The organism is Limnohabitans sp., assembly GCF_040400975.1.
GTDB lineage: Bacteria > Pseudomonadota > Gammaproteobacteria > Burkholderiales > Burkholderiaceae_C > Limnohabitans_A.
Map to the genome: position 1 here is coordinate 69,450 of NZ_JBBAPF010000008.1, position 14,863 is coordinate 84,312.

Here is a 14,863-nt window from a genome sequence, read left to right on the forward strand (position 1 = left end):
CAGATGACACCATTGTGCGGTGCAAGCCGGTCAGAGCCGCATAAAATGAGTCACGCGTCCGACACCCTGTGTTCGGGCCCTTGTTTTGACCCCTTTCCCCAGAAGAGACGTTCATGAGCCCCGAAGACATCCTCAGCACCTACGGCCCCCGCGAATCCATGGAATACGACGTCGTCGTGGTGGGCGGCGGCCCCGCTGGCCTGTCCACCGCCATCCGCCTCAAGCAACTGGCTTCTGCAAAAGGCCAAGACGTGTCGGTGGTCGTTCTTGAAAAAGGCGGCGAGCCCGGTGCGCACATTTTGTCCGGTGCCATCATGGATCCCAAGGCCTTGACCGAACTCTTTCCCAACTGGAAAGAGTTAGGAGCCCCTCTCAACCAGCCCGTGACCGACGACGCATGGAGCTTCTTGTCTGAAACCGGTGCCACCCGCACCCCCGGAATTTTCTTGCCCGAGTGCGCACAAAACCACGGCAACTACATCATCAGCCTGTCCAACTTCACCCGCTGGTTAGGCCAACAGGCCGAAAACCTGGGCGTGGAAATCTTCCCCGGCTTCACCGCCGCAGAAGTGCTTTACAACGATGACGGTTCGGTGAAAGGTGTGGCCACCGGCAATATGGGTGTGGGCAAAGACGGCGAGCCGACCGAGAACTTCCAGCTGGGCATGGAGCTGCACGGCAAGTACACCGTGTTCGCCGAAGGCGCACGCGGCCATCTGGGCAAACAACTGATCGCGAAATACAAATTGGATGAAGGCCGCGATCCGCAGACCTACGGCATCGGCATCAAGGAAGTCTGGGAAATAGACCCCTCACGCCATACGCCCGGCTTTGTGATGCACACCGCCGGCTGGCCCATGAACAACGACACCTATGGCGGCGCGTTCATGTACCACATGGAAGACAACAAGATCGCTATCGGTTATGTGGTCGGTTTGGACTACGCCAACCCGTGGCTCAGCCCCTTTGAAGAATTCCAGCGCTGGAAGACCCACAACAACATCAAGTGGTACTTCACCAACGACCAAGGCGAAGTCAACGCCAAGCGCATCGGCTACGGTGCCCGCGCCATCACCGCTGGCGGCCTGATGAGCCTGCCCAAGACCGTGTTCCCCGGTGGTGCTCTGGTGGGCTGTGATGCCGGTTACCTGAACGTGAGCCGCATCAAAGGCAGCCACGCCGCCATCAAGACCGGCATGCTGGCCGCCGAAGCGGCGTATGACGCCATCGTCGCCGGTCGTGAGCACGACGAGCTGAGTGCCTACCCCGAGGCTTTTGAAGCCAGCTGGCTGCACACCGAACTGAACAAGTCACGCAACTTCAAGACCTGGTTCAAAAAGGGCCTGACGGTGGCCACGCTCATGAACGGTATTGAGCAGTTCGTGCTGCGCGGCCACATTCCATGGACGCTGCGCCGTGACAAAGCCGACCACACCTATCTGAAGCCTGCGGCCGAGTGCGAGAAGATCGAGTACCCGAAACCGGACGGCAAGCTGACCTTTGACCGTCTGTCCAGCGTCTTCATCAGCAACACCAACCACGAAGAAAACCAGCCGGCCCACCTGACGCTCAAGGACGCGTCTGTTCCCGTCGGCATCAACCTGGCGAAATACGCTGGACCTGAGTCACGCTACTGTCCGGCTGGCGTTTATGAATTTGTGAAAAACGAAGACAACTCCGACCGCCTGCAGATCAATGCGCAAAACTGCGTGCATTGCAAGACTTGCGACATCAAGGACCCCACACAAAACATCGTCTGGGTCACACCGGAAGGCGGCGGCGGGCCCAACTACACCGGCATGTGAAGCCTCAACTCAGGCTTTGGTTGCGAAATTGATGTCACCAATCAGTTCGCCCAGAGCCTGTTGCAGCAAAGCTGTATCGGTTCCTGCCGCCAGCATGCTGTAGCCCATGGTCTTTGCTCTTTCTATCCAGGCTTTGTCAGTCGCCATGAAGCCCGCGATCTTTCCATGTTTTTTGGCGACTTGGGCGACATGCTTCATAGCAGCCAAAAAATCAGGATGATCGAATTGCCCTGGTATGCCCATGAAATTGGACAAATCAAAGTGCCCCACCCATAAAACATCTACCCCATCAACAGCAGCAATATCTTCGACATTTTGCAAGCCCTTTTCTGTTTCGATCTGTGCAATCAGCAAAGTTCGATCATGGTAAAGGCGCATTTTTTCACCCACATCTCCGCCCTTGTAATCGCATTGCGCAAATCCAAAAGCTGCCCCCCTGCGACCCAGCCCAGGATAACGGCAAGCCTGGGCCAGACGCACGGCCTGGTCCCGGTCCTCCACCATTGGGACCATCACCCCGCGCGCACCAATGTCCAGGGCACGTGCTATCCAGGTGTACTCACCGGTGGGTACGCGAACCATGGGCTCCAAGGGTAAACCTCGGCAAGTGGCAAACAACCATTTCAGGGTTTCAAAACCCAAACCCGTGTGCTCCATGTCGTAAATTGCAAAGCGGGCGCCTGAATTGGCCAGTATCTGCGAGATGCCCGGTGTGAAAAATTCAAAAACCATGGCGCCGGCGACAGTCTGGCCAGACATGATGGTTGACTTCAGTGGCTTGTCATTTGTCATGTGAATCCTTTAAAAGTTGAAGGAGCTACAGATCAGGCGGTCACAACATGTGGCGGCTTTTTACCCTGCATCACATCAACAACGGCCCTGAAAGCACTTTCGGCCAAGCCCTGCATGCATTCATCGGTAAAGCAAATGCCGTGGGGCGTCACCACCACATTGTCCAACTGCAGCAAGGGGTTGTCTGCGGGTGTGGGCTCTACCTCGAAAACGTCCAAACCTGCCCCAGCAATTTTTTGCTCCACCAATGCCTGATAAAGCGCTGACTCGTCCACGATAGGACCCCGGGCTGTATTGATGAGGTAAGCCGTTTTTTTCATCAAAGACAACTTGTTTGCATTGACCAAACCACGAGTCGATTCATTCAAAGGACAATTCACAGTCAAAAAATCCGCGTTGCGAAACAGGGTGTCCAAATCCACCAACTCCACTCCCAGCGAAGCCATCAGTTTAGGATCGGCGTAAGGATCGTGAGCAATGAACTTCAAGTCGAATGGCTTGGCCAGACGAAACATCTCTGCTCCAATATTTCCCACCCCCAGAGAACCCAAGATCCGGCCTGTCAAGCCTGTGCCAATGTGATCAGATTTCTCTGCCCAACGGCCCGAGCGCGTCAATCGGTCCTTGATACCGACTTTGTGAGCGAGCATGAGCATGAAGGTAATGGCTGAGACCGCCACTGGGCGTCGAACGCCATCGGGCGCAATGGTCAGAAGAATTCCCGCTTTCTGGCAAGTAGGGACATCGATGGTGTCGTAACCCACACCAAAACGTGCAATCACTTTCAACCGGGGTTTTTCTGGCCCCAAGCTTTCAGGTGTGAAGCGGGTCAGCATGGCGCATATCGCGTCATAACGGGCGACATGTTCTGGGCGGATAACGGTAGATTCTTCCATGTATTCCCAAACCAATCCGGGATGATTGAGGAATTCAAAAACCGCCTGTCCAAAGATGGGCTGCCCATTGCTTGTCAAGACATCACGGGTAATGCCGACACGAAAAATACCCGATTCAAAGTCATTCATAGCTGCACCTGTTGCAAGGAAAAAGAAGAATTACCCAACGAGCCATCAGACCCAATTGAAACCGGACCCTGACTCTTGTCAAGTGATTCAGTGACTGGTTTGTCGTCATTGAATAAAAACTCAGACTTTGACAAAACTGCTGGAAAAACCTCTCGAAAACCCGAATGGCGTCTCTTCGCATCAACTCCATAATTTGGATGCAGAAAAAATTTAATCTCGCTTTGTCTTGATCCAAACTTTGAGGAGTCAACCCATGAAATTGAGTAAATTGATGTTAGGCCTGAGTCTGGCCGTTGGTCTCATGACCACCGCCACAGCGCAAATCGTGATGCGCAACGCCATTTCCGTGGCGCAGAATTCTCATGCAGGTGAAGCCGTCGACACTTTGGCGCGAGAAGTTGAAAAGCGAACCAACGGACGAATTGTCATCAAGAATTTTTACTCCGGCTCGCTCGGCGGCGAGCGTGAAGTGATGGAAGCGGTGCAACTGGGCACTCAAGAGCTGGGCCACAACTCAACTGGCCCCGTGCCCAACTTTGTACCCGAAACGGCCATCTTGGATGTGCCGTTTTTGTTCCGCGATAAAGCCCATGCTCGGGCTGTGCTTGATGGCCCGATCGGGCAAGAATTGTTGGCCAAATTCGAACCCAAAGGCTTCAAGGCGCTGGCTTGGACTGAAAACGGCGTTCGCCACATGACCAACAACAAGCGTTCAGTCAATGGCCCGGACGACCTCAAAGGTCTCAAGATGCGCACCATGGAAAATCCGGTGCACGTTGCTGCCTACAAAGGCTTGGGCATCGTGACCACACCCATGGCGTTTCCGGAGGTTTTCACAGCTTTGCAGACGGGCACCATTGACGGTCAAGAAAACCCACTTTCGGTCATCATGGCGGCCAATTTCGATCAGGTACAAAAACACATCACACTGACAGGTCATGTGTACTCACCCTCTGTTTTTCTGATGAACAAAGCGGTTTTTGACAAACTCAGCAAAGCTGACCAACAGATTTTTTTGGATGCAGCCAAAGAAGGTGCCAAAGCCAACCGCGCCCGAGTTGACAAGGACGACGCTGGAGGAGTGGCCGAATTGCGCAAACGTGGCATGACCGTTATCGAAAACGTCGATAAGGCTAAATTCATTGCCACTATGGGACCTGTGAACGCAGAGTTTGAAAAGAGATTCGGTAAGGCCAACTTGGACCGCATTCGCAATTACAAGTGATTTGAGCCTTTTTGTAATGCCCGACCAGCGCATGCTGGCGGGCGTTTTTTTGAACACAACGCGATAGGCCGATGAAACATCTCTTTTTGCGCTTCGAGCACTGGACAACTTCCCTGTCGATGATGGTTGCCTGCGTCATGATGGCTTTGGCATCAGGGTTTGGCATTCACCAAATTTTTACCCGTTTTATCATCGAGTCCCCCGCAGAATGGACCGAAGTGTTGATACGCTTTTGCCTGATCTGGATGGTGTTTTTGGGTATCCCTACAGCTTTTCGGCAAGGGGCCATGGTGAGCGTGGACATGCTCTACCGCTTAAGTGGTGATCGCATGCGCCGCGTTTTGGACAGTGTGGTGGCGATTGCGGCTCTGACCCTTTGCGGCGTCATTTTGTGGTGGGGTTCGGACTACGCTAAACGAGGCGGCGTTCAGTCCATGATTGGACTCGAGGGTGTGTCCATGTTCTGGGCTTATTTGGCTTTGCCGGTGGGCGCAGCCTTCAGCATCATCGGCATCATCGGTTTTTGGTTGGACCCGCAGCGCATGGAATTGGAGGCCGCACAATGAGTTTTGCCATGCTTTTAACGATGCTGTTGTGTTTTACATTGACAGTGTCTGTGGCGGTATCCATCGGTCTGTCTTCCATTCTTGGCATTCAGATGGCTAATGCCAACATGCTCATTTCTGTCAAGGAAATGTTCAACTCCATCAATAAATTCCCCTTGGCGGCCATTCCGTTTTTTATCTTGGCCGGTAACCTGATGGAGACCGGCGGCATATCTCGCCGTCTGGTGGAATTCGCCAAGAGCATCGTGGGCGGTGTGCAAGGTGGCCTGCCCATGACCTGCGTGCTGACCTGCATGATTTTTGCAGCCGTCTCGGGCTCGTCGGTGGCCACCACCTTCGCCGTGGGCGCGATCCTGATTCCGGCCTTGATCAAACACGGCTATCCCAAGCCCTGGGCCACCGCTTTGCAAGCCACCTCGGCGGAGCTTGGCGTGATCATTCCCCCGTCCATTCCCATGATTTTGTTCGGCGTGAGTGCCGAAGTCTCGATTGGCGAACTGTTCGTCGCTGGAGTCGGCCCTGGTCTACTCATTGGCGGAGCCTTGATGTTGTTTGTATGGCTTTATTCAAAATACAAAGGTTGGGGTAAAAACGATGGTGATGGGCGTCTGAGTTTTGGCAATGCCACATGGCAAGCCGGCTGGGCCCTTCTGATGCCGGTGATCGTGCTGGGTGGCATCTACGGTGGGGTGTTTACCCCCACAGAAGCGGCAGCTGTAGCGGTGTTTTATTCCTTCATTGTGGGCACTGTCATCTACCGCGAAATTGGTATCAAAGACATTTACAACATCTTGCGCAAATCGGTGATTTCCAGTTCGGTCATCATGTTCATCATTGCCAACGCGGGCTTGTTCGCATTTTTGTTGACGCGTGCAGGCGCTCCTGAGGCGATTGGTACATGGTTGCAGCAAGTTTTGCAGTCGCCCGCCTATTTCTTACTGGGCATCAACATTGCCTTGTTCATCATCGGCATGTTCATCGAAACAGGCGCAGCCATCCTCGTTTTGGCTCCGATCTTGGTTCCGGTGGCTGTCCACTTTGGCATCGACCCCGTGCACCTGGGTATGGTCATGGTGGTGAACTTGGCGCTGGGCATGGTCACCCCGCCTTTTGGTGTCAACCTGTTTGCAGCGTGTACTGTGGCCAAAATATCACTGGACCGTGTCATCAAAGACCTGATCCCTTTTATTGGAGTGATTTTGGGTTGTCTGATGCTGATCAGTTATGTACCCTCCATTTCCTTGACCTTGCGGGATCTGGTTTTCAACAAATAAAGCTAGAATCAAATTCTGTCAGGAGAGTGCCTGACTTGTCTTCCCTTGTGAAACAAGTCAGGCCGCCGAAGGCGCAGGCGGTTTGAAAAACTGCTGAACGCTCAGGCAAAAGGACTGACAAAACGCTTTTTTCAAAGCGTTACCTCACTGGAGAGAGGTGCCGGGACATCGATCCACGGCATCCACCGAAGGAGCAACCCGCAGAACGTTTGGCTTTTGGGCTGAAGGTTACCGGCGAATCTCTCAGGTAAAGCGGACAGCGAGGGCAAGCGCCACAGCATGTGCTGTGGTTTTTCATTGCCCTTGGAGTTTTTTGTGACCGCTGCTGCCGACTTGCTCACCACCCCTTTGCACGCTTTACACACCGAGCTGGGCGCACGCATGGTGCCTTTTGCCGGTTACAGCATGCCGGTGCAATACCCTGCTGGCCTGGTCGCCGAGCACCACCACACCCGCAACGCGGCAGGCTTGTTCGACGTCTCGCACATGGGCCAGTTGTGCCTGAGCGGCCCAGACGCCGCAGCTGCCTTTGAAAGCTTGATGCCGGTGGACGTGATCGGCCTGGGCGTCAACAAACAGCGCTACGGCCTGTTGCTCAATGACGAGGGCGGCATCATCGACGACCTGATGTTTGTGAACCGCGATGTGGCCACCGGTGGCGATATTTTTGTGATCGTCAACGGTGCCTGCAAACACGGCGATTTGGCCCACATCCAAGAGGGCATGGGCAGCCGCTGCACCATCACACCTCAATTTGACCGCGCCTTGCTGGCCCTGCAAGGCCCGCAAGCCGTGATCGCTTTGCAGCGTCTGTTGCCTGGTGTGGAAAAACTGGTGTTCATGACCGGAGCAGCTTTTGAAGTAGACGGCGCAGACCTGTACGTGACCCGCAGCGGCTACACCGGCGAAGACGGTTTCGAAATCTCCCTGCCCGCCCACGCCGCCGAAGCCTTTGCCCGCCGCTTGCTGGCACAGCCCGAGGTCAAGCCGATTGGCCTGGGTGCCCGTAACTCTCTGCGCCTGGAAGCCGGGCTGTGCCTGTACGGCAACGACATCAACACCACCACCACCCCGGTTGAAGCGGGCCTGAACTGGGCCATGCAAAAAGTGCGACGCACAGGTGGTGCGCGGGCGGGCGGCTTCCCCGGTGCCGGCAAAATTTTGACTCAGCTCGACGGCACAGCCCCGGCGCAGCGCTTGCGTGTGGGCTTGGTGGGCCTGGAACGTGTGCCGGTGCGCGAGCATGTCGAGTTGCACAACGACGCGGGCCAGAAGGTAGGCGAGGTCACCAGCGGCCTGCTCGCCCCCACCGCCGATCGGCCCGTGGCGCTGGCCTATGTGCAGGCAAAATATGCGCCAGCAGGCACACGCCTGAACGCCATGGTGCGCGGCAAAGCCGTGCCCATGGAAGTCAGCGCCCTGCCCTTCGTGCCCAACCGCTATTTCCGCGGCTAAAGGCTCATTGAATCGTTAATCGGGGTCAGATCCCAATTAAATCCACACACCCGTCCAAGCCAAACAATTGGGATCTGACCCCAATTCAATTCCCCAACACACAAGGAGCCCCCACATGATCAAGTACACCGAAGACCACGAATGGTTGCAAATTGACGGTGACACCGCCGTCGTCGGCATCACCCACCACGCGCAAGATGCGCTGGGCGATGTGGTGTTTGTGGACCTGCCTGAAGTCGGCAAGTCTTTTGCAGCCAAAGAAGTCGCTGGCGTGGTCGAGTCGGTCAAGGCCGCCGCCGACGTTTACATGCCCGTGGACGGCGAAGTCACCGAAGTCAACGAAGAACTCCGCGGCGACCCGTCACTGGCCAACACCGACCCACTGGGCAAAGGCTGGTTCTTCAAGGTCAAGCTGTCCAACCCGTCGCAGACCGATGCCCTGTTGGACGAAACGGCTTACAACAAATTCTCTGCTGGTTGATTTTTTAACGGAGTTGCGCATGCTGATGTCCACCCTCAAGCCCTTGGGCGAACTCGAAAACCCATCCGAATTCATCGCCCGCCACATTGGCATCAGCGCTGCCGACGAACAGCACATGCTCAGCGTGATCGGTGAGGCCTCGCGCCGCGCCCTGATCGAGTCCATCGTGCCGCGCAGCATCGCCCGCGCCCAAGCCATGGACTTGCCCGCCCCGGTGACCGAGGCTGCCGCGTTGGCCGAACTCAAAACCCTGGCGCAAAAAAACCGCCTCCTCAAAAGCCACATCGGTCAAGGCTATTACGGCACACACACGCCAGGTGTGATCCTGCGCAACATCCTGGAAAACCCCGCTTGGTACACCGCCTACACGCCCTACCAAGCCGAAATTTCACAAGGTCGCATGGAAGCGCTGGTGAACTTCCAAACCATGGTGTGCGACCTGACGGGTATGCCGATTGCCAATGCCTCGATGCTGGACGAAGCCACTGCGGCGGCCGAAGCCATGACGCTGGCCAAGCGCTCGGTCAAAGCCAAGGGCAATCGCTTCATCGTTGCGGGCGACGCACACCCACAGACCATCGAGGTGATCCGCACACGCGCAGAGCCGCTGGGCATCGAAGTGGTCCTGGCCGAGAGCGAAGCGCAGTGGAACGAGTTGCTGGAAGGCGACGATTATTTTGCAGTGTTGGAGCAGTACCCATCGACCACCGGACGCTTGGGTCAAGACACTGGGGACACCATCAAAGTGCACGCCAAGAACGCGGCTTACATTGTTGCCGCTGATTTGCTCGCGCTGACCCTGCTGATGCCGCCGGGCGAATGGGATGGTGGTGGTGCCCACGGTGCCGACATCGTGGTCGGCACCACCCAACGCTTTGGCATGCCCATGGGCGCTGGCGGCCCGCACGCCGCCTTCATGGCCTGCCGTGACGAATACAAGCGCTCGCTGCCTGGCCGATTGGTGGGCGTGAGTGTGGATGCACATGGCAACCCAGCTTACCGCTTGGCACTGCAAACCCGCGAACAGCACATTCGCCGCGAAAAAGCGACCAGCAACATTTGCACCGCGCAAGTGTTGCCCGCCGTGGTGGCCAGCATGTACGCCGTGTACCACGGCCCGCAGGGCTTGAAGCGCATTGCGCAGCGCGTGGCGAGCCTCACCTCGGTGCTGGCCGCTGGACTCCAAGGCATGGGCTACACCCCTTTGCACGAGCATGCGTTTGACACGCTGTGCTTGCATGTCGGCGCCGACCGCGCACGCGCATTGGCACAGCGTGCTGTCCAGCGTGGCGTGAACATTCGGGTGATGTGGGACGAGTACCTGTGTGTGTCGCTGGACGAAACCACCACCCGGGACGACGTGAACCTGCTCTGGCAAGTGTTCGCCCAAGAGGGTCAGCCCCTGCCAAAGTGGGATCCCTTTGAAAAAGGCATCGCCCCGCTCATCCCCGATTCGCTGCGCCGCACCAGCGCCTTCCTCACGCACCCAGTGTTCAACCGCTACCACTCCGAGACCGGCATGCTGCGCTACATCCGTCAGCTGTCCGACAAGGACCTGGCGCTGGACCGCAGCATGATCCCGCTGGGCAGCTGCACCATGAAGCTCAACGCCACCAGCGAGATGATCCCGATCACCTGGCCCGAGTTTGCCCATGTGCACCCCTTTGCCCCGGCTGATCAACTCAAGGGCTATGCCCAGCTGGACCAGCAGCTGCGCGACTGGCTGTGCCAAGCCACCGGCTACAAAGGCATCAGCTTGCAGCCCAATGCCGGATCACAAGGCGAATACGCTGGTCTCTTGGTTATCCAGGCCTACCACCGCGCCCAAGGTCAGGGCCACCGCAACATCTGCCTGATCCCGTCCAGCGCGCACGGCACCAACCCGGCCAGCGCTCAAATGGTCGGCATGACCGTGGTGGTCACCAAGTGCGATGAAAACGGCAACGTGGACATGGCCGACCTGCAGGCCAAGTGCGAGCAGCACAGCGCGAATCTGGCCGCTGTGATGATCACTTACCCCAGCACACACGGCGTATTCGAGACCCAAGTCAAGCAGCTCTGCGAGCTGGTGCACCAGCACGGTGGTCGTGTGTACGTGGACGGTGCCAACATGAACGCCCTGGTGGGCGTGGCCGCGCCCGGCGAGTTTGGCGGCGACGTGAGCCACCTGAACCTGCACAAAACCTTCTGCATCCCGCACGGCGGTGGCGGCCCCGGCGTCGGCCCGGTTTGTGTGGTCGAAGACTTGGTGCCCTATCTGCCGGGTCACGCCACAGGTGGCGTGCCGGTCAACGGTGTGGGTGCAGTCAGCGCTGCCCCCTTGGGCAATGCCGCCGTGCTGCCCATCAGCTGGATGTACTGCCGCATGATGGGCGCCGAGGGCCTGAAGCACGCGACCGAGGCTGCGATTTTGGCGGCCAACTACATCAGCAAGCGCCTCAGCGCCCACTACCCCACGCTCTACGCCAGTGACAACGGCCATGTGGCCCACGAGTGCATCTTGGACCTGCGCCACTTCAAGGAAAGCTGCGGCGTCATGGCCGAAGACGTGGCCAAGCGCCTGATGGACTACGGCTTTCACGCGCCCACGCTGAGCTTCCCTGTGGCCAACACCCTGATGGTCGAGCCCACCGAAAGCGAAACACTCGAAGAGCTTGACCGCTTCATCGACGCGATGATCGCCATCCGCGAGGAAATCCGCCAAGTCGAAGCCGGCACCTGGCCACAGGACAACAACCCGCTGAAACACGCGCCGCACACCGCAGACAGCCTGCTGGGCAGCGAATGGGCCCGCCCCTACAGCCGCGAAGTCGGCTCGGCGCAAGCCCAGCGCGTGCCGGGCAGCGTGAAGTACTGGCCTCAGGTGGGTCGGGTCGACAACGTCTACGGCGACCGCAACCTGTTTTGCAGCTGCATCCCGGTGGGCGAGTACGCCTGATCCACCCACAAAGGAAGACCCACACTTCAAAATCAAATACCCGCATCGGGAGAGACTGTCACCTCAGACAGCGCCGAAGGAGCAACCACCCCGGAAACTCTCAGGCAAAAGGACCGATGCGAAACGGCGCTCCAAGCGCCACACACTCTGAAGAGCGACCCGGGTTCGTCACCCGGGACCACCGCAGGAGCAAGCCTCATACGAGGTGAATCTCTCAGGTTTCAAACAGAGGGGGTCATGCAGCACACATCCGGTGTGCCGCTTGCCCACTTGTTTGAGACGAATCAAAGAGAGAAAAGCTCCATGAAAAAACACATGGTTGTCATCGGCGGCGGCATCACGGGCGTCACCTCCGCGTATGCCCTGGTTCAACAGGGTTTTGACGTCACCCTGATCGAAAAAAATCGCTACCCCGGCATGGAAACATCCTATGCCAATGGTGGCCAACTGTCGGCCTCCAACGCCGAAGTCTGGACCCACCCCTCCACCATCATCAAGGGCCTGAAGTGGATGCTCAAAAGCGATGCCCCTTTGCTGATGAACCCCACCCCCACCTGGCACAAGCTCAGCTGGATGGCCGAGTTCATGGCTGCCATGCCCAAGTACCGAGACAACACCATAGCCACCGCGCAACTGGCCATTGAATCGCGGGAACACCACTTTGCCTGGGCCCAAGCCGAAGGCATCGAGTTCGACCACAAGCGCGAAGGCATCCTGCATTTTTACCGCGACAAAAAGGGCTTTGACCATGCGGGCGAAGTCTCCAAGCTGCTGGCCCAGGGCGGCTTGCCCCGCCGCGCGGTGACGCCCGAGGAAATCAAAGCCATTGAGCCCACACTGCACGGCCATTACTACGGTGGCTACTTCACCGAAAGCGACTCCACCGGCGACATCCACAAGTTCACCTACGGCCTGGCCAAAGCTTGCGAACGCCTGGGTGTGAAGATCCTGAACGAACACGAAGTCCTGAGCGTGGCCGCCAACGGCCAAAGCGCTTTCGTGCAGGTCAAGCATGCCGGTGATACCGACTCGTTGACCTTTGACGGCATTGTGATTTGTGCAGGCGTACATGGCCGGCGCTTGGCCGCGCAGCTGGGTGACCGCCTGAACATCTACCCTGTGAAGGGCTACTCGATCACCGTCAACCTGCCTGACGGTGCCAGCCAGGCTGCGGCGCCGCAGGTCAGCCTGCTCGACGACGAGACCAAGCTGGTCACCAGCCGTCTGGGCGATGACCGGTTTCGCGTCGCGGGCACCGCCGAGTTCAACGGCATCAACCTGGACATCCGCGCCGACCGCATCCAGCCCCTGATTCAGTGGGTCAACCAGTGCTTCCCAGACATCGACACCCGCAAAGTGGTGCCTTGGGCAGGCCTGCGCCCCATGATGCCTAACATGCTGCCGCGCGTGGGGGCGGGCAAAAAAGCCAATGTGTTTTACAACACCGGCCACGGACACCTGGGCTGGACGCTCAGCGCAATCACAGCGCACCAATTGGCAGGCCACGTGATGGCGGGCATGAAGGACAATGTGCGCTCCTTCATGACCCCTGCCACCGCCTGACCATGCCACTTCACGTCCTGCCCGTCGATTACCAAAATCCGGCCCACCGCAATGCCTTGGTGATGCTTTTAGACGCTTATGCCCAAGACCCCATGGGCGGGGGCGAAGTACTGGCGCAGGATGTGAAAGCGCGCTTGTGCGATGACCTGGCCGCACGCACCGATGCGGCCAGTTTCATCGCCTGGCTGGGCGATGCCCCGGTGGGGCTCATCAACTGCATCGAGGGCTATTCGACCTTCAAGGCGCAGCCCCTGATGAACATCCACGACATCGCTGTGCTACCGGGTCACCGGGGTGCAGGCGTTGGCCAGGCTTTGCTGGCGGCTGCCGAGGAGCACGCCAAAGTCCGCGGCTGCTGCAAGCTGACGTTGGAAGTGCTGACGGGTAACACCCGGGCCTTAAAAAGTTATCTGGGCTTTGGCTTTGAGCCTTACGCGCTCGACCCCGCCGCGGGACAAGCCAGCTTCATGCAGAAGTGGCTTTAGCCAACTGCCACTGCTCTTTGAGCCAGCGCTTGAGCTCGGTATCGTTCTGAATGCGTCGTAAATCGGCCGCCAAGCTGTCGGCGCTGTGGCGCTGGTCGGCCTGGATGCGCTGCAGGGCTTGCGTCATCGTCGCCTCGTCGGCATCGGCGCGCACCGGCACGCACAACTCTTGGCTCAAGCGGCTTTGCAACTCGTCCAGATCATCTTGCAGCGCCGACACCTGTTCCTTGAGCAATACCGACATGGCGATCAACTTGTCGTCAGCCATGCGTGCCGCGCCTGCCTTGTTTTGGGGTGCACCTTGCGTCACCTGCATTTGCAGGCGCAGCAAAGTGGTGAGGTCGTTTTTTTCATAGGCGGCGTTGACCTCACTCATCAGCGCGGTTTTGCGCAGGCGTTCAGTTTCATCGGGCTCGCGGTCTGGGTGCAAAGCACTGGCCAGTTGCCGAAAGAGGGTTCGGATGGCACTTTTGGCATCCAGCGCGCGCATCAGCGCCGCAGGCACTTCGCCTTTCTCGGCGGCAGCACATTTCTTTTGGGCTTGTTTTTGCGCCTTTCGGGCGGCACGCTTGGCCGCTTTGCGTTGCTCGTCGGCCTCTTGCTGGCGTTGCCATTGGCGCATGCCCGCTTGCATCATCTCTTCGGGCGTTTGGTATTGGTCCGGCTTTTCAATGGGTTGGCCCAGCGCTTCTTCGATGCGCTCGCGCAAGCGCTGCGCCGCCTCGGCCTGTTCTTGAGCCTCTTCTTGGGTGTCCTCTTCGCTCACATACACATCGGCCAGCGACTGCACTTGCGGGTCGGCCATGGGAGCCAAATGGTCGATCAAGCCACGCACCATGCCCCGTGCCATGCCTTGCTGCCGGTCCGTGAGGTCTGCTGTTTGCAGACGTTCATGCACAAAGAGCAGCAGGCTTTTGCGGTGCGTTTGCGCCAGCTGCACCGACTCTCGCAGGCTCTGAATGTGCGCATAACGGTGCTTGTCAGACCATGCCTGCAGTCGCTGGATCTGCACCGAAAGCCGCTCAATCCGTTCCAGCAAGTCGTTGAAGCGCTGTTGTGCGGGACTCAGTTTCTCTTGCGCCGAGGCTTTCACCATCAAGGTCGACAGGGAAGGTGCAGCATGAGAGGACATTTCGGGACAGGGCGTTCTCTGAAAGAAATCCATCCGGCGAATGCTGATGAACCTGTTGAATAAGCTGTGGCATGTTAACGCGGCCTTGTGGCCCGTCCCTTCGTCTGAAGGCGGACATGTGC

12 protein-coding genes and 4 riboswitches are annotated in these 14,863 nt (G+C 57.9%); of the genes, 9 read left to right on the forward strand and 3 right to left on the reverse strand.

Annotated features, from left to right (window positions below):
* The first annotated feature begins 113 nt into the window (after window positions 1-113).
* Window positions 114-1,805, forward strand: a complete 1,692-nt coding sequence (locus ABWQ00_RS07000) for an electron transfer flavoprotein-ubiquinone oxidoreductase (RefSeq protein ID WP_353237955.1) — start codon at window positions 114-116, stop codon at window positions 1,803-1,805.
* Between the two features lie 9 nt (window positions 1,806-1,814).
* Here the strand turns inward: ABWQ00_RS07000 and ABWQ00_RS07005 are convergent, their stop codons facing one another.
* Together ABWQ00_RS07005 and ABWQ00_RS07010 are read right to left on the reverse strand one after the other, a co-directional pair.
* Window positions 1,815-2,447, reverse strand: coding sequence for an HpcH/HpaI aldolase family protein (locus ABWQ00_RS07005; protein WP_353237956.1), 633 nt, complete (start codon window positions 2,445-2,447; stop codon window positions 1,815-1,817).
* A gap of 182 nt (window positions 2,448-2,629) precedes the next feature.
* A complete protein-coding gene (locus ABWQ00_RS07010; RefSeq protein WP_353237957.1) occupies window positions 2,630-3,622 on the reverse strand; it encodes a 2-hydroxyacid dehydrogenase in 993 nt (330 codons plus the stop codon).
* A gap of 253 nt (window positions 3,623-3,875) precedes the next feature.
* On the opposite strand from ABWQ00_RS07010, the gene ABWQ00_RS07015 reads away from it, so the two are divergent.
* From ABWQ00_RS07015 to ABWQ00_RS07050, 8 genes are all read left to right on the forward strand, one after another.
* Window positions 3,876-4,847 (forward strand): TRAP transporter substrate-binding protein, encoded by a 972-nt coding sequence (locus tag ABWQ00_RS07015; RefSeq protein WP_353237958.1) that lies wholly within the window; start codon window positions 3,876-3,878, stop codon window positions 4,845-4,847.
* 71 nt (window positions 4,848-4,918) lie between these two features.
* A complete protein-coding gene (locus ABWQ00_RS07020) occupies window positions 4,919-5,413 on the forward strand; it encodes a TRAP transporter small permease (RefSeq protein ID WP_353237959.1) in 495 nt (164 codons plus the stop codon).
* Complete coding sequence (locus ABWQ00_RS07025; protein ID WP_353237960.1) at window positions 5,410-6,687, forward strand: TRAP transporter large permease; 1,278 nt, start codon at window positions 5,410-5,412, stop codon at window positions 6,685-6,687. The genes ABWQ00_RS07020 and ABWQ00_RS07025 overlap by 4 nt, the downstream gene beginning before the upstream one ends.
* Before the next feature lie 9 nt (window positions 6,688-6,696).
* Window positions 6,697-6,814: riboswitch (glycine riboswitch) on the forward strand.
* A gap of 10 nt (window positions 6,815-6,824) precedes the next feature.
* A riboswitch (glycine riboswitch) is annotated at window positions 6,825-6,957 on the forward strand.
* 9 nt (window positions 6,958-6,966) lie between these two features.
* Window positions 6,967-8,142, forward strand: coding sequence for a glycine cleavage system aminomethyltransferase GcvT (gene gcvT / locus ABWQ00_RS07030; protein WP_502908092.1), 1,176 nt, complete (start codon window positions 6,967-6,969; stop codon window positions 8,140-8,142).
* Between the two features lie 115 nt (window positions 8,143-8,257).
* On the forward strand, window positions 8,258-8,623 hold the full coding sequence (gene gcvH, locus ABWQ00_RS07035) for a glycine cleavage system protein GcvH (RefSeq protein ID WP_353237962.1): 366 nt from the start codon (window positions 8,258-8,260) through the stop codon (window positions 8,621-8,623).
* Window positions 8,624-8,642: 19 nt separating this feature from the next.
* Complete coding sequence (gcvP, locus tag ABWQ00_RS07040) at window positions 8,643-11,561, forward strand: aminomethyl-transferring glycine dehydrogenase (RefSeq protein WP_353237963.1); 2,919 nt, start codon at window positions 8,643-8,645, stop codon at window positions 11,559-11,561.
* 36 nt (window positions 11,562-11,597) lie between these two features.
* A riboswitch (glycine riboswitch) is annotated at window positions 11,598-11,687 on the forward strand.
* An 11-nt stretch (window positions 11,688-11,698) separates the two neighbouring features.
* Window positions 11,699-11,800, forward strand: a riboswitch (glycine riboswitch).
* A gap of 64 nt (window positions 11,801-11,864) precedes the next feature.
* A complete protein-coding gene (locus ABWQ00_RS07045; protein ID WP_353237964.1) occupies window positions 11,865-13,124 on the forward strand; it encodes a D-amino acid dehydrogenase in 1,260 nt (419 codons plus the stop codon).
* Window positions 13,125-13,126: 2 nt separating this feature from the next.
* Window positions 13,127-13,609 carry a GNAT family N-acetyltransferase gene (locus tag ABWQ00_RS07050; protein ID WP_353237965.1) on the forward strand — a complete coding sequence of 161 codons (483 nt, stop codon included), beginning with the start codon at window positions 13,127-13,129 and terminating at the stop codon, window positions 13,607-13,609.
* Here ABWQ00_RS07050 and ABWQ00_RS07055 read toward each other — a convergent pair.
* Complete coding sequence (locus ABWQ00_RS07055) at window positions 13,590-14,741, reverse strand: J domain-containing protein (RefSeq protein WP_353237966.1); 1,152 nt, start codon at window positions 14,739-14,741, stop codon at window positions 13,590-13,592. The genes ABWQ00_RS07050 and ABWQ00_RS07055 overlap by 20 nt on opposite strands.
* Window positions 14,742-14,863: the final 122 nt, after the last annotated feature.

What these genes read in the sequence shown, in the direction of transcription:
- ABWQ00_RS07000 (WP_353237955.1), top strand. Translation starts at nt 114, where the DNA reads ATGAGCCCCGAAGACATCCTCAGCACCTACGGCCCCCGCGAATCCATG.
- ABWQ00_RS07010 (WP_353237957.1), bottom strand. Translation starts at nt 3,622, where the DNA reads ATGAATGACTTTGAATCGGGTATTTTTCGTGTCGGCATTACCCGTGAT.
- ABWQ00_RS07015 (WP_353237958.1), top strand. Translation starts at nt 3,876, where the DNA reads ATGAAATTGAGTAAATTGATGTTAGGCCTGAGTCTGGCCGTTGGTCTC.
- ABWQ00_RS07020 (WP_353237959.1), top strand. Translation starts at nt 4,919, where the DNA reads ATGAAACATCTCTTTTTGCGCTTCGAGCACTGGACAACTTCCCTGTCG.
- ABWQ00_RS07025 (WP_353237960.1), top strand. Translation starts at nt 5,410, where the DNA reads ATGAGTTTTGCCATGCTTTTAACGATGCTGTTGTGTTTTACATTGACA.
- gcvT (WP_502908092.1), top strand. Translation starts at nt 6,967, where the DNA reads ATGTGCTGTGGTTTTTCATTGCCCTTGGAGTTTTTTGTGACCGCTGCT.
- gcvH (WP_353237962.1), top strand. Translation starts at nt 8,258, where the DNA reads ATGATCAAGTACACCGAAGACCACGAATGGTTGCAAATTGACGGTGAC.
- gcvP (WP_353237963.1), top strand. Translation starts at nt 8,643, where the DNA reads ATGCTGATGTCCACCCTCAAGCCCTTGGGCGAACTCGAAAACCCATCC.
- ABWQ00_RS07045 (WP_353237964.1), top strand. Translation starts at nt 11,865, where the DNA reads ATGAAAAAACACATGGTTGTCATCGGCGGCGGCATCACGGGCGTCACC.
- ABWQ00_RS07050 (WP_353237965.1), top strand. Translation starts at nt 13,127, where the DNA reads ATGCCACTTCACGTCCTGCCCGTCGATTACCAAAATCCGGCCCACCGC.
- ABWQ00_RS07055 (WP_353237966.1), bottom strand. Translation starts at nt 14,741, where the DNA reads ATGTCCTCTCATGCTGCACCTTCCCTGTCGACCTTGATGGTGAAAGCC.